Genomic DNA, 20998 nt, shown 5'->3' on the forward strand with positions numbered 1-20998 from the left:
TTAGAACCATTTTTTATGGATGAGATAGAGAGTGAGCGAGACACTCATAGCAAAGGCGATAAAGACGATTAACCAGAAGGCGTTAGGTTCCCCATTTAAAGGAATTTCATTGTCCTTGAAGTTCATACCGTAGGCAGAGAAAATCATGGTTGGGATGGACATAACGATGGTCACAAGGGCCAAGGTTTTCATGATGTTATTCTGGTTGTTGGAGATAATAGAGGCGAAGGTATCTGTCATAGAATGAAGGACATTTCCATAGATATCTGCCATCTCGATGGCCTGTTGGGTTTCAATCAGAGTATCTTCAAGCAAGTCTTCGTCTTCTAGATATTTCTTAATATTGCTAGTAGAACTAGTCAGTTTTTTAATCACGCGCTCATTTGTCTTGAGTGAGGCTTTAAAGTAGACGATGGTTTTTTCCAGCTCCATGAGCTCAATCAATTCTTCGTTACGTGTAGACTGGTGAAGTTGACTTTCAATCTGGTCACTTTTACGGTCGATGGAACGAAGGGCTGTTAGGTAAAGCTCTGCATTGCGGTAGAGAATTTGGAAAATAAAGCGTGAACGCATGAAAGTGTAGAAATTACGCAGTCTACGATTGATAAAGACGTCAAGGACAGGAAGTTCTTCCAAGCAAGTGGTGATAATTGTTTCTTCAGTGATGATAATTCCTAGAGGGATAGTAACGTAGTAAGTACGATTATTTCTTTCCTCTGTGATAGGAACGTCTACGATAATCAGAGTGTATTCATCCTCTATGGTCACACGAGAAGTTTCTTCTGCATCGAGTGGTGCTCGAAGGTCAGCAATATCGATATCAAAAGCATTTGCGATTTCAATAGATTCGTTTTGAGTAGGATTGACGAGATTGATCCAAGTACCCGGTTCAAGCGTATCGATCTCTTTAAATTCAGTTGTTGTTGAGAGAAAAACTTGTTTCATATCTCCTATCCTTTCTTATTTTTCATATTTTTTCACACCGTACTATTATACTATAAATTTAGCCTTTTGGGTAATAGAATCTCACATTTTTTGATATAATGGTAAGCAATAATGGACTAGAAAGAACAAAGATGCAAGATAAAATTGTCATTCATGGGGCGCGTGCCCATAATTTAAAAAATATTGATGTGGAGATTCCACGAGACAAGCTGGTTGTTGTGACCGGCTTGTCAGGTTCAGGGAAATCCAGTCTGGCCTTTGATACCCTCTATGCTGAGGGGCAACGTCGCTATGTAGAGAGTCTATCAGCCTATGCTCGCCAGTTTTTGGGCAATATGGAGAAGCCTGATGTAGATGCTATTGATGGTCTCAGCCCAGCTATTTCCATCGACCAGAAAACGACTAGTAAAAATCCTCGCTCGACGGTGGGAACGACGACTGAAATCAATGACTATCTGCGTCTCCTCTACGCGCGTGTGGGGACGCCTTACTGTATCAACGGGCATGGGGCTATCAAGGCTTCTTCTGTGGAGCAAATCGTGGATAAGGTTTTGGAGTTGCCAGAACGCCAACGTCTGCAAATCTTAGCCCCAGTTATCCGTAAGAAAAAAGGACAGCACAAGAGCGTTATTGAAAAGATTCAGAAAGATGGGTATGTTCGTGTCCGTGTGGATGGGGAAGTCTATGATGTGACCGAAGTGCCAGAGTTGTCTAAGAGTAAGCAACACAATATCGATGTCGTGGTTGACCGTATTGTCATCAAGGAGGGTATCCGTAGTCGTCTCTTTGATTCTATTGAGGCTGCCCTTCGTATTGCAGAAGGTTATGTCATTATCGACACTATGGATGATTCTGAGTTGTTGTTTTCTGAGCATTATGCCTGTCCAGTTTGTGGTTTTACTGTTCCAGAGTTAGAGCCACGTCTCTTCTCATTCAATGCTCCTTTTGGTTCTTGTAGTGAGTGTGATGGCTTGGGCATCAAGCTGGAGGTAGATACTGATTTGGTAGTGCCAGATGCCAGCAAAACCTTACGTGAGGGAGCCTTGGCTCCTTGGAATCCTATCTCATCCAACTACTATCCAAACATGCTAGAGCAGGCTATGACAGCTTTTGGAGTGGATATGGATAAGCCTTTTGAGGACTTGTCAGAAGAGGATAAGAACTTGATTCTCTATGGGTCAGATGGCAAGGAATTCCATTTCCACTATGAGAATGAATTTGGTGGTGTGCGCGATATCGACATTCCTTTTGAAGGAGTTGTCAATAATATCAAACGTCGCTACCATGAAACCAATAGTGACTACACCCGCACCCAGATGCGCCTCTACATGAATGAGCTGACCTGCGGAACTTGTCATGGTTACCGTCTCAATGACCAGGCCTTGTCTGTCCGTGTTGGTGGTGAGCAAGGACAACATATCGGAGAAATTTCAGACCTGTCTATCGCAGACCACTTGGACTTGGTCAGTCAGTTGACTCTGTCTGAAAATGAAACCATCATTGCTCGTCCCATTCTCAAGGAAATCAAGGATCGCTTGACCTTCCTCAATAACGTGGGACTCAACTATCTGACCCTGTCGCGTTCAGCAGGGACCCTTTCGGGTGGGGAAAGTCAGCGTATTCGCTTGGCGACCCAGATTGGGTCCAATCTATCAGGTGTTCTTTATATCTTGGATGAGCCGTCAATCGGTCTCCACCAGAGGGACAATGACCGCCTGATTGCCAGTCTGAAAAAGATGCGTGACTTGGGCAATACTCTCATAGTAGTGGAACATGACGAAGATACCATGCGTGAGGCGGATTATCTGATTGACGTTGGTCCCGGTGCCGGTGTTTTTGGTGGGGAGATTGTTGCTGCAGGTACGCCCAAACAGGTGGCTCGCAACAGCAAGTCTATCACAGGTCAGTACTTGTCAGGGAAACGTGCTATTCCAGTGCCAACAGAGCGACGTGTCGGTAATGGTCGTTTTATCGAAGTGACAGGAGCGCGTGAGAACAATTTGCAAAATGTTACTGCTCGATTCCCACTAGGAAAATTCATCGCGGTGACAGGGGTATCAGGTTCAGGAAAATCGACCCTAATCAATAGCATTCTCAAAAAAGCTATTGCCCAGAAGCTCAACCGCAATTCAGACAAACCAGGTAAGTTTAAAACGATTACAGGGATTGAGCATGTAGACCGCTTGATTGACATTGACCAGAGCCCAATCGGACGAACGCCGAGGTCTAACCCAGCCACCTATACTGGAGTTTTTGACGACATACGTGACCTTTTTGCTCAGACAAACGAAGCCAAGATTCGAGGCTACAAGAAGGGTCGTTTCAGTTTCAACGTCAAGGGTGGTCGTTGTGAAGCCTGCTCAGGTGATGGGATTATCAAGATTGAGATGCACTTCTTGCCAGATGTTTACGTGGCTTGTGAAGTCTGCCACGGGACTCGCTACAACAGTGAAACCCTAGAAGTTCACTACAAGGAAAAGAATATCTCGCAGGTCTTGGATATGACCGTCAACGATGCGGTGGAATTCTTCCGACATATTCCAAAGATTCAACGTAAACTCCAGACCATCAAGGATGTGGGGCTAGGCTATGTGACCTTAGGACAACCAGCTACCACCCTTTCTGGGGGAGAAGCTCAGCGTATGAAGTTGGCTAGTGAACTCCACAAACGCTCGACAGGCAAATCCTTCTATATTCTGGATGAGCCAACGACAGGGCTGCATACTGAGGACATTGCTCGCTTGCTTAAAGTCTTGGCTCGCTTTGTTGACGATGGCAATACAGTCCTCGTCATTGAGCACAATTTAGACGTTATCAAGACAGCAGACCATATTATTGACTTGGGACCTGAAGGTGGTGTCGGTGGTGGAACCATCATCGCAAAAGGAACTCCAGAAGAAGTAGCTGCCAACGAAGCCAGCTACACAGGACATTATTTGAAAGGAAAGTTACATCATGAATAAACGCGTACAAGCATTTCTAGCTAAAATGCAAGAAAAAGAACTAGATGGTATCATCATCAATAACCTTAAAAACGTCTATTACCTGACTGGTTTTTGGGGCTCAAACGGAACAGTCTTTATCAGCCGTGACCGCCGAATCTTGGTGACGGATTCTCGCTATATTATCGCAGCCAAGCAAGAAACCAGTGGCTTTGAGATTGTAGCAGATCGTGATGAATTGGCTGTCATTGCAAGCATTATTAAGGATATGGGATTGTCTCGAATCGGTTTTGAGGACGAGATTTCAGTCTCTTATTACTACCGTATGCAGGCAGCTTTTGCAGGTTTGGACTTACTTCCACAAACACAGTTTGTTGAAGGTCTTCGAATGATTAAGGATGAGGTAGAGATTGCAGCTATTCGCAAGGCTTGTTCTATCTCAGACCAAGCTTTCCGCGATGCGCTTGACTTTATTAAGCCAGGAAAGACTGAAATTGAGATTGCCAACTTCCTTGACTTCCGCATGCGTGAGTTGGGAGCATCTGGCTTGTCTTTTGACACAATTCTAGCTAGCGGTATCAACTCTTCCAAACCCCATGCTCATCCTATGCACAAACCAGTGGAGCTGGGAGAAGCCATTACCATGGACTTTGGCTGTCTCTATGATCACTATGTCAGCGATATGACACGGACTATCTATTTAGGGCATGTCAGCGACGAGCAGGTAGAGATTTACAATACGGTCCTAAAAGCTAACCAAGCCTTGATTGACCAAGCTAAGGCAGGATTAGGTTTCCGTGACTTTGACAAAATTCCTCGCGACATTATCATTGAGGCAGGTTATGGCGACTACTTTACCCACGGTATTGGGCACGGTATTGGTCTGGATATCCATGAAGAGCCTTACTTTAGCCAGACTTCTACAGAAACTATTAAGGCAGGTATGACCTTGACCGATGAGCCAGGTATCTATATCGAAGGTAAATACGGTGTTCGTATCGAGGATGATATTCTGATTACAGAGACAGGTTGTGAATTATTGACTTTGGCTCCAAAAGAGTTGATAGTCATTTAATGATTTGTCAAGAAAAAAGTACGAAAATGACGAAAAAAGTTAAAATTTTTTAAAAATAGGTCGCAAGTCGGATGTTTTTTATGGTATAATGGACTAAACTGATAATAACATGTAGCGAAAGGGGTAGGTACATGATCAAAATTTATACAGTCTCAAGTTGTACTAGCTGTAAAAAGGCAAAAACCTGGCTCAATGCCCACCAGTTAAGTTATAAAGAACAAAACCTTGGTAAAGAAGGAATTACGAGAGAAGAATTACTAGATATTCTTACAAAAACAGATAATGGAATCGCTAGCATTGTATCGTCAAAAAATCGCTATGCTAAAGCCCTTGGGGTTGATATTGAAGATTTGAGTGTTAATGAAGTACTTAATTTAATCATGGAAACACCACGGATTTTAAAAAGTCCCATTCTCGTTGATGAGAAACGTTTACAAGTCGGTTATAAAGAAGATGATATTCGGGCCTTCTTGCCACGTTCTGTTCGTAATGTAGAAAATGCAGAAGCACGTCTGCGTGCTGCTCTATAAATATCAAGGCTGGGAGTGATTCCTAGCCTTGTTCTATTTAAATTTTAAAAAAGGAAGAAGAAAGAAATGAAGAAAATAATGCTTGCTAGTCTAGTTTTTCTCTTTGTCCTAGTTGGATGTGGACAGAAAAAAGAGAATGGCACACCTACAAAAACAGAAAAGGACAAGATTGAATCAGTCTTGCCAGTTATAGAAAACGCAGAGAAAAATACAGTTGTCACTAAAACATTAGTTTTCCCTAAGTCAGAGGATGGCAGTCAGCAAACACAAATTATAACGTATAAAGATAAGAATTTTTTGAGTTTAACTATTCAACAAAAGCGTCCAGTTTCTGACGAGTTGAAGGCTTATATAAATCAACATGGTGTAGAAGAAACTCAAAAAGCCCTTCTTGAGGCTGAAGAAAAGGATGAATCCATTATAGAGGCTCGTAAATTAGCAGGATTTAAGCTTGAAACCAAACTATTAAGTGCAACAGAACTCCAAACAACGACCAGTTATGATTTTCAAGTTTTGGATGTCAAGAAGGCTTCTCAGACTGAATATCTGAAGAATATTGGTTTAGAAAATCTCTTGAAGAATGAACCAAGCAAATATATTTCAGACAGATTGGCAAATGGTGCGACAGAACAATAGAAAATCCAAATAAATAGACTGCCTGATTTGTAGAACGTAAGGAATTATGCTATAATAGTAATATTCTAGTGAAAGAGGGTGTTAGAATGGGATTTACTGAAGAAACAGTACGTTTTAAATTAGATGATTCCAATAAAAAAGAAATTAGTGAAACTTTAACGGATGTCTATGCTTCTTTGAATGATAAGGGCTACAACCCAATTAATCAAATTGTAGGATACGTATTGAGTGGAGACCCTGCCTACGTTCCTCGTTATAATAATGCGCGAAATCAAATCCGTAAATATGAGCGTGACGAAATTGTTGAGGAATTGGTTCGCTACTACCTCAAAGGACAAGGAGTCGATCTATAACCTATGAGAATTATGGGATTGGACGTCGGTTCAAAAACGGTGGGGGTAGCGATTAGCGATCCACTAGGATTTACGGCCCAAGGGCTTGAAATTATTCAAATTAATGAAGAACAAGGCCAATTTGGTTTTGATCGTATCAAGGAATTAGTTGAAAGCTATAAAGTTGACCGTTTTGTAGTGGGCTTGCCTAAGAACATGAACAATACAAGTGGTCCTCGTGTAGAAGCGAGTCAAGCATACGGAGCTAAGTTAGAAGAGCTTTTTGATTTACCCGTAGACTACCAAGATGAGCGCTTAACTACAGTTGCTGCAGAACGGATGTTGATTGAACAAGCAGATATCAGCCGTAATAAGCGTAAGAAAGTTATTGATAAGTTAGCTGCTCAGCTGATTTTACAAAATTATTTAGATAGAAAATTTTAATACAAAGGAGAGGCTATGTCACACGATCATAACCATGACCACGAAGAACGTGAACTTATTACACTAGTAGATGAACAAGGAAACGAAACCTTGTTTGAAATTCTTTTGACGATTGATGGAAAAGAAGAATTTGGTAAAAACTATGTTCTCTTAGTACCAGTTAATGCAGAAGAAGATGAAGATGGACAAGTTGAAATTCAAGCATACTCATTCATCGAAAATGAAGACGGAACAGAAGGTGAATTGCAACCAATCCCAGAAGACTCAGAAGACGAATGGAATATGATTGAAGAAGTCTTCAACAGTTTTATGGAGGAGTAAAAACATCCAGTGGATGTTTTTAGCCCAGCTCTTTGAAATAAAAAAGAGCTGGTAAGTCCGGGGGACATTTTTACCCCAACTCCTAGAAATTGGAAGAGTTGGAACATCCAGTGGACGTTTTTAGCCTGACGCTAAAAATAAAAACCGTCAGTAAGTTCGGGGGATGTTTTTACCCCAACTCCTAGAAATTAGAAGAGTTGGAACGTCCAGTGGACGTGTTTAGTCCTGTTTTTAGAAATAAGAAGGAGCAGGCAGTCTGGGAGATTGTATCAGTCCAATTCCTAGAAATTGGAAGAGTTGGAATTTAAATCTAGCTAGGTTCTAGATAAGCAAGTAAGAGGTTGGGGGAAAATCCTAACCTCGCTTTTTATTAGCAATGAAACTTAGATGCGGTAGCTGCTAGGTCTTTCAGTTAGTCTTTTAGACTCCAAAAAGTTCTTTTTGTGAACAATTCACTTTTTCTATTTGTAATTTTCAACAATCTATTAGATTGTTGAAACCTTGAGGACATAAGACTATGAAATTTAGACAGTATCTATCGGTTTCTGTTCTATTGCCTTTTTTATTAAGGAGATATATATGTTTGAAGTGGAAGAATGGCTACATAGTCGGATTGGATTGAATTTTAGATCAGGTTTGGGCCGAATGCAGCAAGCGGTGAATTTATTGGAAAATCCTGAAAAATCCTATCCTATTATTCACGTGACAGGGACGAATGGGAAAGGATCAACCATCGCTTTTATGAGAGAGTTGTTTAGGAGTCATGGTAAAAAAGTAGGTACCTTTACCTCTCCTCATATAGTTAGTATTCATGACCGAATCTGTCTCAATGGTCAACCGATAGATGATGTAGATTTTATCCGTTTGGCAGACCAGATCAAGGAAATGGAAAAGAGTCTTTTAAAAACCCATGATCAGCTGTCTTTTTTTGAGTTGCTAACCTTGATTGGGCTACTCTATTTTCGGGAGCAAGAGGTGGATCTGGTTTTACTAGAAGTGGGAATCGGTGGTTTACTTGATACTACTAATGTGGTAACAGGAGAAATTGCAGTCATTACTTCAATTGGCTTAGATCATCAAGAAACTTTAGGTGATAATCTGGAAGTAATTGCAGAACAGAAGGCTGGGATCTTTAAAGCGAGTAAGAAGGCTGTGATTGCAAAGTTAGCTCCAGAAGCTCAACTTGTTTGTCAAAAAACTGCAGAAGCTAAAGCTGTTGAACTTTACCAGTATGGACATGATTTTTCGATGAAGGCTGGGGATTTTTCAAGTCCTTTACTAGATCTTTCAAAAGTGAAGATAGGATTAGAAGGAGTCTATCAGCAGGAAAATGCGGCTTTGGCTATTGAAACCTTTTTACTTTTTATGGCAGCAAGGAATGAAGCAATTGATGAACAGTGTATAAGAAAAGCCTTGGAGCAGACCCACTGGGCTGGTCGTTTGGAACGTATTCGTCCTCAGATTTACTTAGATGGAGCTCATAATTTGCATGCCCTGATTCGCCTAGTAGAGTTTATTAAAGAAAAAGAGCGGGAAGGCTATCGGACTCAAATCCTTTTTGGAGCACTAAAGCGCAAGGATTACCAAGGGATGCTAGACTATCTGTCTCAACAGTTGCCTCAAGTGGAGCTCAAGGTAACTGGCTTTGACTATCAAGGTTCCTTGAGAAACCATGATGTGATGGGATACGATTTGATTCCTTCTTATAGTGATTTTATTAGGGAATTTGAAGAACAGATTTGTAAGCAAGATTTGCTTTTTGTAACTGGTTCTCTCTATTTTATATCAGAAGTCCGAAGTTACTTGCTTGACAGTCAGCACAATTGAACTCTATTTTTCGACTATCGTACGAAAGAACCTATTTTTTAGAGAAAAAATCTAGCCATAAATTTGCAGTAGAATAGCTAATCACTAAACTCAAAACAGATAGATTTGCTACTGTATCTATAGTAGGAATGGATGTTTGAGCAGCTTATATGTAGCGCTGATGAAATGAATGCTAAACGAACGATTATTAAAGCTAGACATATGCATTTTTTGAGGTTTTGCTTAAATCTGAATAAAAAGAAGAGGCTGAATGTAACAGTCTCTTTTGATTTATTCATAAAAATAATAGAAATACTTGCCTTCTATCGAGTACCTGAGTTATACTAGTATCAATTACTTTTTTGGAACTGTAAATAATGAAGGAGGAGATATGAAGTATAGGAAATTTCAATTATTGATGTCCAAGTATGGCTTTAGTATTTCGATTATGCTACTTGAACTTTCTGTGGTGTTTGGTCTCTTTCTTTATTTGGGGAAAATAGCTCCTATATTGTGGGTGTTTTTATTGATTTTCATGACAACAGCTACTGTTGTATCCATTGTTAATCGTTCAATGACACCTGATAGTAAAGTGATGTGGCTGGTGGTTACTTTTGTACCTGTAATAGGTCCCTTGCTGTATCTGATGTTTGGTGAAAGGAGACTTTCTAAAAAGGAAATCAAGCAGTTAGATAAGTTGGGTTCTATGCATTATCGAGAGGAAAATAGTAAAGAACTCCGTCAAAACTTGAAGGCAGATGACAAGTCGGCTTATGGAGTTATTAAGTCTCTGTTGAGTATGGATATGAATGCCGATGTTTACGATCAAACGGATTCGAAATTTTTTTCTTCTGGCGAAAGTATGTGGCTTCATATTTTAGAGGACCTCAAGAAAGCTGAGAAATTTATCTTCTTAGAGTATTATATCGTTGAAGAAGGTTTGATGTGGGACAGTATGTTAGACATACTAGAGCAAAAGGCAGCTCAGGGTGTGGAAGTGAAGATGCTATATGATGATATTGGCTGTATGGCTACTTTACCTGTTGATTACACGATCCAACTTCGTAGTAGAGGGATTGAAGCTCACAAGTTTAACAAGGTAATTCCTCGTCTGACTGTAGCCTATAATAATAGAGATCATAGGAAAATTCTTGTGATAGACGGTCAAGTGGCCTATACAGGAGGAATTAATCTAGCCGATGAGTATATTAATCATGTAGAACGTTTTGGATACTGGAAAGATAGTGGAATTCGTATAGATGGTCCTGGGGTTAAAGCTTTAACGCGTCTCTTTTTGATGACTTGGTACATCAATAGAGGAGAAATCAGTGATTTTGATCAATATCATTTGGAAAACCAATCTCGTTCTGGTCAGGGTCTCTGTATCCCTTATGGTAGTGGGCCGAAACCTATTTTTCGTACCCAGGTAGGGAAAAAGGTATATCAGAGTTTGATTAATCAGGCTACCGATTCTATTTATATAACCACACCTTACTTGATCATCGACTATGATTTGACGGAAAGCATAAAAAATGCGGCAATGAGGGGCGTTGATGTGCGTATTGTGACACCTTTTATTCCTGATAAAAAATTGATTCAGCTAATCACAAGGGGAGCCTATCCAGATTTATTATTGGCAGGAGTTAGAATTTTTGAGTATAGTCCAGGTTTCATACATAGTAAGCAAATGTTAGTCGATAGTGATTTTGCATCAGTTGGTACGATTAATTTAGATTACCGAAGCTTGCTTCATCACTATGAAAATGCAGTTTTGTTGTATAAGACAGAATCAATCGCAGAAATTCAAGAAGATTTTGAGGAGATTTTTTCGATATCACAAGAAATTTTCCTTCAAACAATAAAAAATAGTTGGTATCAAAAACTGATTAAGGAAGTTGCTCAGTTACTCGCACCTATTCTGTAGCTTCTTGAATAGGTATTTATATAAGAAATCTAGACCTTAGGACATGACTAAGGTCCTATTTTTTTGTATTTTACGAATAGATAAAAAGATAGAGGGGAGGAAGTATGCTAACTAAGGAAGAATTAAATTATATCATTGCATTTAAACAGACTCATTTTCACCGATTTCGGGAGATTGAAACTTTTGCTAAACTATGTAAAAAATCATTTAAAGAGCCATCACAGGCTGACAATTCTCGGTCTTTTTGATATACTAAGACAGATAAATTGAATAGGAGAAATGATATGGTAGTATATGGGAGAATAGAAAAAGTATCTGAAGCGATAGATGAAAATAAGGTTGTTAGGGATGTTAAATCTCATTTAGAAAATGAGCAAGAGATGTCTATTCCCTTTTTAGAATTAATCATTGGAAGCATAATGGCTACGATTTTTTCTTCCGTACTTCCGTTATTACTAGATATGGTAAGTTCTTCTCAGGCTCAAGATTTGTATATAGGTTGGGCTCTTCATAAGGTCGGGGATCTTTATAGTAACTATTATGCTAGTCGAGGTTTTCTTTATTACTTATTGCTTTATATCACAAAGGGAAGTGTCCTTTTTGCTTTGGTAGAATGGTTGGCTTTTCTGGGCAGTGGTTATTTTCTATATCGGTCAACGAGTCATTTAACAGGGGCAAGCGAACAAGCTAAACAACTATTAATCATATTTTATATTTTAGTTTCTAGTCTTGGTTTTGGTGGAGGTTATGCTAGTATCTTAGCTATGCCATTCTTGTTTGCTGGTTTTTACTTAATAGCAAACTATCTGTCGCATCCCAACCATGATAAAGGATTTTTAAGTCTTGGAATCCTATTTGGCATATCTTTCTTCATAGATTCCCTAACAAGTTCCCTATTTATTATAGCCATCACTATAGGTTTAATTATATTTAATATTAAGAATGGACGATTTTTGAATGGAGTTTATCAATTTTTTGCCTCTGCTCTAGGTTTCTCTCTTGCTTTTTATCCATTAGCCTACCTTGTCCTTATTTCAGGTGGTCTTGAAAAGGCTTTAAGTAGTATGTTATATCCGATTGATTCCATCCGTATTTTTACGAATTCGCAGTTACTAGACAATACTTTATTTTATGGCCTAATAACTTTAGGATTAGGAGGATTTTTACTGATTTTTCTTGGGTTTACCCAGTCCAAAGTAGGTAAGCTACATGCTATTTCTATCCCGGCTTGCTTTGTTTTCTTGTTATCGCTATTTTTGATTATTTTTTCTCAAGAACCTTTAGAAGCTTCACGTCTGATTGTTTTTCTTCCTTTCTTGGTTCTTCTTTTGATAGCTACTATTCAAGTGAAGGATTCAGGGAAAAGAGTAGGTAGCAGAAGGAGAGAAGGGATTCCTTCTTTATGGAAAAAATTCATGAAAGGAAGTCTTTATTTACCGATTTTAGTTGTTGCTTATCTCATTAGCTTTCCTTTTGTAAATCGTTTTGTTTTACATGCAGATAGTTATAACGAACAACACCGAGTAGTTGATAGGATAAGGCAAGAGACTGGGGAAGAAGATCGAATCTATATATGGGGTCAAAATGTTCAGGTTTACAAAGAAAGCCAAAGACTGGCTGGTTCAATTTTCCCTTCGCCAGTTCTCTATACGACTACTACAGAGAATAAGAATATCCTGATAAATGACCTTAAAGACAATCAACCAAAGATGATTATTGTTAATGACAAGGTATCCCTTTGGTCTGAAGTTGAAGCTCTTTTGAAGGAAAATTATCAAGTTGAAAAGACAGATTTACCGAATTTCAAAGTTTATAAATTAAAATAAAAAAATCAATATCTTGTGTAATTTTAAAAATTTTACGATTTTTAACACAAGATATTGATTTTTCTTTTTAGAGTGGTATAATACTTTCTAGAAAGAACAATTTAGAAAAGAGAATGTATATGATTGCATTTGAAGAAAAAATTACCCCCTTGCCAACCCTATTTGTTGAAAAGCGTGATGGTAGACGAGTTGTGTTTGATGTTGATAAGATTGACAAGGCTCTCCACAAGGCGGCCAACAAGGTCATGGATGTGACGCCCTTGGTTGAAAAGCGCCTAAATGCTCTATTAGAGCGAATTATTACAGAAATTCATAACCGTTTCCCTCAAGGTGTGAAGATTTATGAGATTCAAAATGTCGTAGAACATGAACTACTTGAAGCCAAAGAATATGCTTTGGCTGAAGAGTACATCACGTATCGGACTCAAAGGGATTTTGAGCGTTCAAAAGCAACAGATATTAATTTTAGTATCCACAAACTTCTAAATAAAGACCAGTCAGTTGTTAATGAAAATGCAAATAAAGATAGCGATGTTTTTAATACTCAACGTGATTTGACAGCAGGAATTGTTGGGAAATCAATCGGGTTGCAAATGCTTCCTCAGCACGTGGCCAATGCTCATCAAAAAGGGGAAATCCACTATCACGACTTGGATTACAGCCCTTATACACCTATGACCAACTGTTGTTTGATTGATTTTAAGGGTATGTTGGAAAATGGTTTTAAGATTGGGAATGCTGAGGTGGAGTGCCCTAAGTCTATCCAGACTGCGACAGCGCAAATTTCGCAAATCATCGCTAACGTTGCATCTAGTCAGTACGGAGGATGTTCAGCTAATAGGATTGATGAAGTTTTAGCCCCTTACGCAGAGAAGAATTACCAAAAACATCTTAAAGATGCTGAAGAGTGGGTCTTGCCGGAAAAACGAGAAGATTTTGCTTGGAAAAAAACACAAAAAGACATCTATGATGCCATGCAATCTCTTGAGTATGAAATCAATACTTTATTTACTTCAAATGGGCAAACACCTTTTACTTCGTTAGGTTTTGGTTTAGGAACAAATCGTTTTGAACGGGAAATTCAAAAGGCTATCTTGACCATTCGTATCAGGGGTCTTGGTTCAGAACATCGCACAGCTATCTTCCCTAAACTAATTTTTACTCTTAAAAGAGGGCTCAATTTAGAGGAAGGTTCGCCTAACTACGATATTAAAGAGCTGGCTCTTGAGTGTGCAACCAAGCGGATGTATCCAGATGTCTTATCTTATGATAAAATTATCGAGTTAACGGGCTCCTTCAAGATTCCTATGGGCTGTCGTTCATTTCTTCAAGGGTGGAAAGATGAAAATGGCATCGAGGTCAATTCAGGAAGGATGAACCTAGGCGTTGTGACGGTCAATTTGCCTCGGATCGCCCTCGAGTCAGAAGGGGATATGAACAAGTTCTGGGAAATCTTCAACGAGCGCATGAATATCGCAGAGGATGCTCTTGTTTACCGTGTTGAGCGTACCAAGGAAGCTACACCAGCCAATGCACCAATACTCTACCAATACGGTGCTTTCGGACGACGTCTTGGTAAAGAAGAGAGTGTTAATGAGCTTTTCAAAAATCGCCGTGCAACGATTTCACTAGGCTATATCGGACTCTATGAAGTAGCAACTGTTTTCTTTGGTAACAGCTGGGAGAGTAATCCAGAAGCAAAGGAATTCACGCTAGACATCATTCGTGACATGAAACGCCGTGTGGAAGAATGGTCGGATCAATACGGCTACCATTTCTCTATCTATTCAACACCTTCTGAAAGTCTTACAGATCGCTTCTGTCGTCTAGATACAGAGAAGTTCGGTTCTATTCCTGATATTACAGATAAGGAATACTACACTAACTCTTTCCATTACGATGTTCGTAAAAATCCAACACCGTTTGAAAAATTGGACTTTGAGAAAGTCTATCCAGAAGCAGGTGCGTCAGGTGGTTTCATCCATTACTGTGAGTATCCAGTCCTTCAGCAAAATCCAAAGGCCTTGGAAGCTGTCTGGGATTACGCTTATGACCGTGTAGGCTATCTAGGGACTAATACTCCAATTGACCGTTGCTACAAGTGTGACTTTGAAGGGGATTTTGAACCGACTGAGAGAGGATTTGCTTGTCCAAACTGTGGCAATAGTGACCCTAAAACAGTAGATGTTGTGAAACGGACTTGTGGCTACTTAGGGAATCCTCAAGCTCGCCCCATGGTAAACGGTCGTCACAAGGAAATCGCTGCGCGTGTCAAACATATGAATGGCTCAACTATCAAAGTAACGGGCCAAAAAATAATGAATTAGAAAGACAAGGTATGGGAAAATATCAATTAGACGATAAAGGACGTGCTCAAGTGACTCGTTATCATGAAAAGCATTCGAAAGGTGGAGTGAGCAAAAAAGAACGCTTGCTCAACCTCAGAGAACAATTTTTAAATAAGAATAAGAAAAAGTGAGGGATTTCTCTCGCTTTTCTCTTAGTGGGAGGTGAAAATGGAACTACGCAGACCAAGATTAGCAGATAAAGCAACAGTTTTAGAGATGATGGCAGAGTTTGAAAAGAACCAATCAGCCCATGATGGAGGATTTTGGGATACAGAGAACTTTGTATATGAAGAATGGTTGGAAACAAATATGCAAAAAGAGATGGGAATAAATTTGCCTGAAAATCGTGTTCCTTCTATTCAATTTGTATCATTTGATGATGTAGGTCATGCTCTAGGTTTTTTGAATCTGCGATTGAGACTGAATGAGGGTTTACTGAATGATGCTGGTCATATTGGCTACTGCATTCGTCCGTCAGAAAGAGGCAAAGGTTATGCGAAAGAAACTCTCCGTCAGGGCTTGCAAGTTGCTAAGGAAAAGAACATCAAAAAGGCTCTTGTGACCTGTAGCGTGAATAATCCTGCTAGTAGAATAGTCATTCTAGCAAATGGAGGTCTCATTGAGGATGTTCGTGATGGAGTCGAGCGTTATTGGATAGGGGTGGCGAATGAATAATCCAAAACCAGGCGAGTGGAAGAGTGAGGAGCTCAGCAAAGGACGTATCATCGACTACAAGGCCTTTAACTTTGTAGATGGAGAAGGTGTGCGAAACTCCCTCTATGTAGCAGGTTGCATGTTTCACTGCGAGGGATGTTATAATGTTGCGACTTGGTCTTTCAATGCTGGAATTCCCTATACAGCAGAATTAGAAGAACAGATTATGGCAGACCTTGCCCAACCCTATGTTCAAGGGTTGACCTTACTGGGAGGGGAGCCTTTTCTCAATACTGGGATTCTTTTGCCACTCGTTAAGCGCATTCGGAAGGAATTGCCAGACAAGGACATCTGGTCTTGGACCGGCTATACATGGGAAGAAATGATGCTAGAGACCCAAGACAAACTTGAACTCTTATCACTGATTGACATTCTGGTCGATGGGCGATACGATCGTAACAAGCGAAATCTCATGCTCCAATTTCGAGGTTCGTCCAACCAACGAATTATCGATGTGCAAAAATCCCTCAAAAGTGGGCAAGTGGTGATTTGGGAGAAGCTCAATGACGGAAAAGAAAGTTATGAACAGGTGAAGAGAGAGTAACTTTCTTCTATAATAACACTTAAAATAAATGACCTATCAAAAAAGAAAACATTTTCATGTTAAAAAATTTAAAAAACAGCAACAAATCCCTTGCAATCGCAGGGGCTTTGTGTTATTCTATTATGGTGCTGTAAATTACAGCCTTAGCTTTGATGCAAGAGGTTGCGACACGCTCGGTTGCATTGCCACGCAACACCGCGTCGGTTTTCTTGTGGAGCTAGCCTATTATCTTAAATAGACGAAAAGGAGAAAAAGATGGCAAACAAAAAAATCCGTATCCGTTTGAAAGCTTACGAACACCGTACGCTTGACACAGCGGCTGCAAAAATCGTAGAATCAGCTACTCGTACAGGTGCAGAAGTTGCAGGGCCAATCCCACTTCCAACTGAACGTAGTCTCTACACAATTATTCGTGCGACTCACAAATATAAAGATTCTCGCGAACAATTTGAAATGCGTACACACAAACGCTTGATTGATATCATCAACCCAACTCAAAAAACAGTTGATGCTTTGATGAAATTGGATCTTCCAAGTGGTGTAAACGTAGAAATCAAACTTTAATCTAAAATATAAAAGAGCAGAGGCTGGTGTTTCAATCTAATTGAACACGGGCTAAACTCGGTGTGAAAAAGATAAACTTCCTAGTGTCTGCCAGACACTGCGTCAGTTTCCTATTTTCACTTTGAGTTTGACGCCCTTTGTATCTTAGACTTGAGCATAAAAAACGCTCGTTAAAAACTTTTTGAATAAAAAATATAGAAAAGGAACTATTTTCTCATGACAAAAGGAATCTTAGGGAAAAAAGTGGGAATGACTCAAATCTTCACTGAAGCTGGCGAATTGATCCCTGTAACAGTTATTGAAGCGACTCCAAACGTTGTTCTTCAAGTTAAAACTGTTGAAACAGACGGATACAACGCTATCCAAGTTGGTTTCGATGACAAGCGCGAAGTATTGAGCAACAAACCTGCTAAAGGACATGTAGCAAAAGCTAACACGGCTCCTAAGCGCTTCATTCGTGAATTCAAAAACGTTGAAGGCTTGGAAGTTGGTGCTGAAATCACAGTTGAAACATTCGCAGCTGGAGACGTTGTTGACGTAACTGGTACTTCTAAAGGTAAAGGTTTCCAAGGTGTTATCAAACGCCACGGACAATCACGTGGACCAATGGCTCACGGTTCTCGTTACCACCGTCGTCCAGGTTCTATGGGACCTGTTGCACCTAACCGCGTATTCAAAGGTAAAAACCTTGCAGGACGTATGGGTGGCGACCGCGTAACAATTCAAAACCTTGAAATTGTACAAGTTGTTCCAGAAAAGAACGTTATCCTTATCAAAGGTAACGTACCAGGTGCTAAGAAATCTCTTATCACTATCAAATCAGCAGTTAAAGCTGGTAAATAATAAAGAAAGGGGAAATCAGTCACAATGGCAAACGTAACATTATTTGACCAAACTGGTAAAGAAGCTGGCCAAGTTGTTCTTAACGATGCAGTATTTGGCATTGAGCCAAATGAATCAGTTGTGTTTGATGTGATCATCAGCCAACGCGCAAGCCTTCGTCAAGGAACACACGCTGTTAAAAACCGCTCTGCAGTATCAGGTGGTGGACGCAAACCATGGCGTCAAAAAGGAACTGGACGTGCTCGTCAAGGTTCTATCCGCTCACCACAATGGCGTGGTGGTGGTGTTGTCTTCGGACCAACTCCACGTTCATACGGCTACAAACTTCCACAAAAAGTTCGTCGCCTAGCTCTTAAATCAGTTTACTCTGAAAAAGTTGCTGAAAACAAATTCGTAGCTGTAGACGCTCTTTCATTTACAGCTCCAAAAACTGCTGAATTTGCAAAAGTTCTTGCAGCATTGAGCATCGATTCTAAAGTTCTTGTTATTCTTGAAGAAGGAAATGAATTCGCAGCTCTTTCAGCTCGTAACCTTCCAAACGTGAAAGTTGCAACTGCTACAACTGCAAGTGTTCTTGACATCGCAAATAGCGACAAACTTCTTGTCACACAAGCAGCTATCTCTAAAATCGAGGAGGTTCTTGCATAATGAATTTGTATGATGTTATCAAAAAACCTGTCATCACTGAAAGCTCAATGGCTCAACTTGAAGCAGGCAAATATGTATTTGAAGTTGACACTCGTGCACACAAACTTTTGATCAAGCAAGCTGTTGAAGCTGCTTTCGAAGGTGTTAAAGTTGCCAATGTTAACACAATCAACGTGAAACCAAAAGCTAAACGTGTTGGACGTTACACTGGTTTTACTAACAAAACTAAAAAAGCTATCATCACACTTACAGCTGATTCTAAAGCAATCGAGTTGTTTGCTGCTGAAGCTGAATAATCTAAGGAGGAAATATCGTGGGAATTCGTGTTTATAAACCAACAACAAACGGTCGCCGTAATATGACTTCTTTGGATTTCGCTGAAATCACAACAAGCACTCCTGAAAAATCATTGCTTGTTGCTTTGAAGAGCAAGGCTGGTCGTAACAACAACGGTCGTATCACAGTTCGTCACCAAGGTGGTGGACACAAACGTTTCTACCGTTTGGTTGACTTCAAACGTAACAAAGACAACGTTGAAGCAGTTGTTAAAACAATCGAGTACGATCCAAACCGTTCTGCAAACATCGCTCTTGTACACTACACTGACGGTGTGAAAGCATACATCATCGCTCCAAAAGGTCTTGAAGTAGGTCAACGTATCGTTTCAGGTCCAGAAGCAGATATCAAAGTCGGAAACGCTCTTCCACTTGCTAACATCCCAGTTGGTACTTTGATCCACAACATCGAGTTGAAACCAGGTCGTGGTGGTGAATTGGTACGTGCTGCTGGTGCATCTGCTCAAGTATTGGGTTCTGAAGGTAAATACGTTCTTGTTCGTCTTCAATCAGGTGAAGTTCGTATGATTCTTGGAACTTGCCGCGCTACAGTTGGTGTTGTCGGAAACGAACAACACGGACTTGTAAACCTTGGTAAAGCAGGACGTAGCCGTTGGAAAGGTATCCGCCCAACAGTTCGTGGTTCTGTAATGAACCCTAATGATCACCCACACGGTGGTGGTGAAGGTAAAGCACCAGTTGGTCGTAAAGCACCATCTACTCCATGGGGCAAACCTGCTCTTGGTCTTAAAACTCGTAACAAGAAAGCGAAATCTGACAAACTTATCGTTCGTCGTCGCAACGAGAAATAATATTAAACTAGTCGCTTAAGCAACTAGTAAATCCGCCAGCTCGGTAGCGCTCCATAGGAGCGCAAGCCGCTGTGGTACAACATTTAAAGGAGAAAATATAAAAATGGGACGCAGTCTTAAAAAAGGACCTTTCGTCGATGAGCATTTGATGAAAAAAGTTGAAGCTCAAGCTAACGACGAAAAGAAAAAAGTTATTAAAACTTGGTCACGTCGTTCAACGATCTTCCCAAGTTTCATTGGTTACACTATTGCAGTTTATGACGGACGTAAACACGTACCTGTTTACATCCAAGAAGACATGGTAGGTCACAAACTTGGTGAATTTGCACCAACTCGTACTTACAAAGGTCACGCTGCAGACGACAAGAAAACACGTAGAAAATAAGGAGAACATAAATGGCAGAAATTACTTCAGCTAAAGCAATGGCTCGTACAGTACGTGTTTCACCTCGTAAATCACGTCTTGTTCTTGATAACATTCGTGGTAAAAGCGTAGCCGATGCAATCGCAATTTTGACATTCACTCCAAACAAAGCTGCTGAAATCATCTTGAAAGTTTTGAAATCAGCTGTAGCTAACGCTGAAAATAACTTTGGTTTGGATAAAGCTAACTTGGTAGTATCTGAAGCATTCGCTAACGAAGGGCCAACTATGAAACGTTTCCGTCCACGTGCGAAAGGTTCAGCTTCACCGATCAACAAACGTACAGCTCATATCACTGTAGCTGTTGCAGAAAAATAAGGAGGTAAAATCGTGGGTCAAAAAGTACATCCAATTGGTATGCGTGTCGGCATCATCCGTGATTGGGATGCCAAATGGTATGCTGAAAAAGAATACGCGGATTACCTTCATGAAGATCTTGCAATCCGTAAATTCGTTCAAAAAGAACTTGCTGACGCAGCAGTTTCAACTATTGAAATCGAACGCGCAGTAAACAAAGTTAACGTTTCACTTCACACTGCTAAACCAGGTATGGTTATCGGTAAAGGTGGTGCTAACGTTGATGCACTCCGTGCAAAACTTAACAAGATGACTGGGAAACAAGTACATATCAACATCATCGAAATCAAACAACCTGATTTGGATGCTCACCTTGTAGGTGAAGGTATTGCTCGTCAATTAGAGCAACGTGTTGCTTTCCGTCGTGCACAAAAACAAGCAATCCAACGTGCAATGCGTGCTGGAGCTAAAGGAATCAAAACTCAAGTATCAGGTCGTTTGAACGGTGCAGATATCGCCCGTGCTGAAGGATACTCTGAAGGAACTGTTCCACTTCACACACTTCGTGCAGATATCGATTACGCTTGGGAAGAAGCAGATACAACATACGGTAAACTTGGTGTTAAAGTATGGATCTACCGTGGTGAAGTTCTTCCAGCTCGCAAAAACACTAAAGGAGGTAAATAACC

The 20998-nt window shown here is 40.2% G+C and carries 23 protein-coding genes; 22 read left to right on the top strand and 1 reads right to left on the bottom strand.

All coding sequences use genetic code 11. The annotated features are described in order from the left end of the window. A complete protein-coding gene (locus QZ114_RS02675) occupies window positions 1-945 on the bottom strand; it encodes a magnesium transporter CorA family protein (RefSeq protein WP_295499492.1) in 945 nt (314 codons plus the stop codon). 131 nt (window positions 946-1076) lie between these two features. Between QZ114_RS02675 and uvrA the strand changes: the two genes are divergently transcribed. From uvrA to rpsC, 22 genes are all read left to right on the top strand, one after another. After that, window positions 1077-3908 carry an excinuclease ABC subunit UvrA gene (uvrA, locus tag QZ114_RS02680; RefSeq protein ID WP_295499493.1) on the top strand — a complete coding sequence of 944 codons (2832 nt, stop codon included), beginning with the start codon at window positions 1077-1079 and terminating at the stop codon, window positions 3906-3908. Beyond that, window positions 3901-4962, top strand: a complete 1062-nt coding sequence (locus QZ114_RS02685) for a Xaa-Pro peptidase family protein (RefSeq protein WP_295499495.1) — start codon at window positions 3901-3903, stop codon at window positions 4960-4962. The genes uvrA and QZ114_RS02685 overlap by 8 nt, the downstream gene beginning before the upstream one ends. A 131-nt stretch (window positions 4963-5093) precedes the next feature. Further along, on the top strand, window positions 5094-5492 hold the full coding sequence (gene spx / locus QZ114_RS02690; protein WP_000591165.1) for a transcriptional regulator Spx: 399 nt from the start codon (window positions 5094-5096) through the stop codon (window positions 5490-5492). 66 nt (window positions 5493-5558) lie between these two features. Beyond that, a complete protein-coding gene (locus QZ114_RS02695) occupies window positions 5559-6128 on the top strand; it encodes an SP0191 family lipoprotein (protein ID WP_295499498.1) in 570 nt (189 codons plus the stop codon). Window positions 6129-6214: 86 nt separating this feature from the next. Further along, window positions 6215-6481, top strand: a complete 267-nt coding sequence (locus tag QZ114_RS02700; RefSeq protein WP_000507059.1) for an IreB family regulatory phosphoprotein — start codon at window positions 6215-6217, stop codon at window positions 6479-6481. A 3-nt stretch (window positions 6482-6484) separates the two neighbouring features. After that, window positions 6485-6904 carry a Holliday junction resolvase RuvX gene (ruvX, locus tag QZ114_RS02705; RefSeq protein ID WP_295499500.1) on the top strand — a complete coding sequence of 140 codons (420 nt, stop codon included), beginning with the start codon at window positions 6485-6487 and terminating at the stop codon, window positions 6902-6904. A gap of 15 nt (window positions 6905-6919) precedes the next feature. Beyond that, entirely contained in the window at window positions 6920-7225 is a 306-nt protein-coding gene (locus QZ114_RS02710; protein ID WP_000017620.1) for a DUF1292 domain-containing protein, read from the top strand. Between the two features lie 579 nt (window positions 7226-7804). Further along, window positions 7805-9052, top strand: coding sequence for a folylpolyglutamate synthase/dihydrofolate synthase family protein (locus QZ114_RS02715; protein ID WP_295499502.1), 1248 nt, complete (start codon window positions 7805-7807; stop codon window positions 9050-9052). A 370-nt stretch (window positions 9053-9422) separates the two neighbouring features. After that, a complete protein-coding gene (gene cls / locus QZ114_RS02720; protein ID WP_295499504.1) occupies window positions 9423-10955 on the top strand; it encodes a cardiolipin synthase in 1533 nt (510 codons plus the stop codon). A 284-nt stretch (window positions 10956-11239) separates the two neighbouring features. Further along, window positions 11240-12781 (top strand): damage-inducible protein CinA, encoded by a 1542-nt coding sequence (locus QZ114_RS02725; protein WP_295499506.1) that lies wholly within the window; start codon window positions 11240-11242, stop codon window positions 12779-12781. Window positions 12782-12900: 119 nt separating this feature from the next. Next, window positions 12901-15108, top strand: coding sequence for an anaerobic ribonucleoside-triphosphate reductase (gene nrdD, locus QZ114_RS02730; RefSeq protein WP_295499508.1), 2208 nt, complete (start codon window positions 12901-12903; stop codon window positions 15106-15108). Between the two features lie 11 nt (window positions 15109-15119). Further along, window positions 15120-15260 carry a hypothetical protein gene (locus QZ114_RS02735; RefSeq protein ID WP_000521632.1) on the top strand — a complete coding sequence of 47 codons (141 nt, stop codon included), beginning with the start codon at window positions 15120-15122 and terminating at the stop codon, window positions 15258-15260. A gap of 37 nt (window positions 15261-15297) precedes the next feature. Continuing rightward, window positions 15298-15804, top strand: coding sequence for a GNAT family N-acetyltransferase (locus QZ114_RS02740; protein WP_295499510.1), 507 nt, complete (start codon window positions 15298-15300; stop codon window positions 15802-15804). After that, window positions 15797-16387, top strand: coding sequence for an anaerobic ribonucleoside-triphosphate reductase activating protein (gene nrdG, locus QZ114_RS02745; RefSeq protein WP_295499512.1), 591 nt, complete (start codon window positions 15797-15799; stop codon window positions 16385-16387). Before QZ114_RS02740 ends, nrdG begins: the two co-directional genes overlap by 8 nt. 255 nt (window positions 16388-16642) lie before the next feature. Further along, window positions 16643-16951: a 30S ribosomal protein S10 gene (gene rpsJ / locus QZ114_RS02750; RefSeq protein WP_001284511.1), complete on the top strand. Its 309-nt coding sequence runs from the start codon at window positions 16643-16645 to the stop codon at window positions 16949-16951. Between the two features lie 216 nt (window positions 16952-17167). After that, a complete protein-coding gene (rplC, locus tag QZ114_RS02755; RefSeq protein ID WP_295499513.1) occupies window positions 17168-17794 on the top strand; it encodes a 50S ribosomal protein L3 in 627 nt (208 codons plus the stop codon). A gap of 24 nt (window positions 17795-17818) precedes the next feature. After that, complete coding sequence (gene rplD / locus QZ114_RS02760) at window positions 17819-18442, top strand: 50S ribosomal protein L4 (protein WP_000024537.1); 624 nt, start codon at window positions 17819-17821, stop codon at window positions 18440-18442. Continuing rightward, window positions 18442-18738 (top strand): 50S ribosomal protein L23, encoded by a 297-nt coding sequence (locus QZ114_RS02765; RefSeq protein ID WP_001055347.1) that lies wholly within the window; start codon window positions 18442-18444, stop codon window positions 18736-18738. Before rplD ends, QZ114_RS02765 begins: the two co-directional genes overlap by 1 nt. A gap of 17 nt (window positions 18739-18755) precedes the next feature. Next, a complete protein-coding gene (gene rplB, locus QZ114_RS02770) occupies window positions 18756-19589 on the top strand; it encodes a 50S ribosomal protein L2 (protein ID WP_000512911.1) in 834 nt (277 codons plus the stop codon). 103 nt (window positions 19590-19692) lie between these two features. Next, the gene (gene rpsS, locus QZ114_RS02775; protein WP_000533766.1) at window positions 19693-19974 is read left to right on the top strand and encodes a 30S ribosomal protein S19; all 282 of its coding nucleotides are present in this window, start codon (window positions 19693-19695) and stop codon (window positions 19972-19974) included. Window positions 19975-19985: 11 nt separating this feature from the next. Further along, window positions 19986-20330 carry a 50S ribosomal protein L22 gene (rplV, locus tag QZ114_RS02780; RefSeq protein ID WP_295499518.1) on the top strand — a complete coding sequence of 115 codons (345 nt, stop codon included), beginning with the start codon at window positions 19986-19988 and terminating at the stop codon, window positions 20328-20330. A gap of 12 nt (window positions 20331-20342) precedes the next feature. Beyond that, window positions 20343-20996: a 30S ribosomal protein S3 gene (gene rpsC, locus QZ114_RS02785; RefSeq protein WP_000529938.1), complete on the top strand. Its 654-nt coding sequence runs from the start codon at window positions 20343-20345 to the stop codon at window positions 20994-20996. Window positions 20997-20998 lie beyond the last annotated feature (2 nt).

It is taken from the genome of uncultured Streptococcus sp., from assembly GCF_901875575.1.
Lineage (GTDB): Bacteria > Bacillota > Bacilli > Lactobacillales > Streptococcaceae > Streptococcus.

What these genes read in the sequence shown, in the direction of transcription:
- QZ114_RS02675 (WP_295499492.1), bottom strand. Translation starts at nt 945, where the DNA reads ATGAAACAAGTTTTTCTCTCAACAACAACTGAATTTAAAGAGATCGAT.
- uvrA (WP_295499493.1), top strand. Translation starts at nt 1,077, where the DNA reads ATGCAAGATAAAATTGTCATTCATGGGGCGCGTGCCCATAATTTAAAA.
- QZ114_RS02685 (WP_295499495.1), top strand. Translation starts at nt 3,901, where the DNA reads ATGAATAAACGCGTACAAGCATTTCTAGCTAAAATGCAAGAAAAAGAA.
- spx (WP_000591165.1), top strand. Translation starts at nt 5,094, where the DNA reads ATGATCAAAATTTATACAGTCTCAAGTTGTACTAGCTGTAAAAAGGCA.
- QZ114_RS02695 (WP_295499498.1), top strand. Translation starts at nt 5,559, where the DNA reads ATGAAGAAAATAATGCTTGCTAGTCTAGTTTTTCTCTTTGTCCTAGTT.
- QZ114_RS02700 (WP_000507059.1), top strand. Translation starts at nt 6,215, where the DNA reads ATGGGATTTACTGAAGAAACAGTACGTTTTAAATTAGATGATTCCAAT.
- ruvX (WP_295499500.1), top strand. Translation starts at nt 6,485, where the DNA reads ATGAGAATTATGGGATTGGACGTCGGTTCAAAAACGGTGGGGGTAGCG.
- QZ114_RS02710 (WP_000017620.1), top strand. Translation starts at nt 6,920, where the DNA reads ATGTCACACGATCATAACCATGACCACGAAGAACGTGAACTTATTACA.
- QZ114_RS02715 (WP_295499502.1), top strand. Translation starts at nt 7,805, where the DNA reads ATGTTTGAAGTGGAAGAATGGCTACATAGTCGGATTGGATTGAATTTT.
- cls (WP_295499504.1), top strand. Translation starts at nt 9,423, where the DNA reads ATGAAGTATAGGAAATTTCAATTATTGATGTCCAAGTATGGCTTTAGT.
- QZ114_RS02725 (WP_295499506.1), top strand. Translation starts at nt 11,240, where the DNA reads ATGGTAGTATATGGGAGAATAGAAAAAGTATCTGAAGCGATAGATGAA.
- nrdD (WP_295499508.1), top strand. Translation starts at nt 12,901, where the DNA reads ATGATTGCATTTGAAGAAAAAATTACCCCCTTGCCAACCCTATTTGTT.
- QZ114_RS02735 (WP_000521632.1), top strand. Translation starts at nt 15,120, where the DNA reads ATGGGAAAATATCAATTAGACGATAAAGGACGTGCTCAAGTGACTCGT.
- QZ114_RS02740 (WP_295499510.1), top strand. Translation starts at nt 15,298, where the DNA reads ATGGAACTACGCAGACCAAGATTAGCAGATAAAGCAACAGTTTTAGAG.
- nrdG (WP_295499512.1), top strand. Translation starts at nt 15,797, where the DNA reads ATGAATAATCCAAAACCAGGCGAGTGGAAGAGTGAGGAGCTCAGCAAA.
- rpsJ (WP_001284511.1), top strand. Translation starts at nt 16,643, where the DNA reads ATGGCAAACAAAAAAATCCGTATCCGTTTGAAAGCTTACGAACACCGT.
- rplC (WP_295499513.1), top strand. Translation starts at nt 17,168, where the DNA reads ATGACAAAAGGAATCTTAGGGAAAAAAGTGGGAATGACTCAAATCTTC.
- rplD (WP_000024537.1), top strand. Translation starts at nt 17,819, where the DNA reads ATGGCAAACGTAACATTATTTGACCAAACTGGTAAAGAAGCTGGCCAA.
- QZ114_RS02765 (WP_001055347.1), top strand. Translation starts at nt 18,442, where the DNA reads ATGAATTTGTATGATGTTATCAAAAAACCTGTCATCACTGAAAGCTCA.
- rpsS (WP_000533766.1), top strand. Translation starts at nt 19,693, where the DNA reads ATGGGACGCAGTCTTAAAAAAGGACCTTTCGTCGATGAGCATTTGATG.
- rplV (WP_295499518.1), top strand. Translation starts at nt 19,986, where the DNA reads ATGGCAGAAATTACTTCAGCTAAAGCAATGGCTCGTACAGTACGTGTT.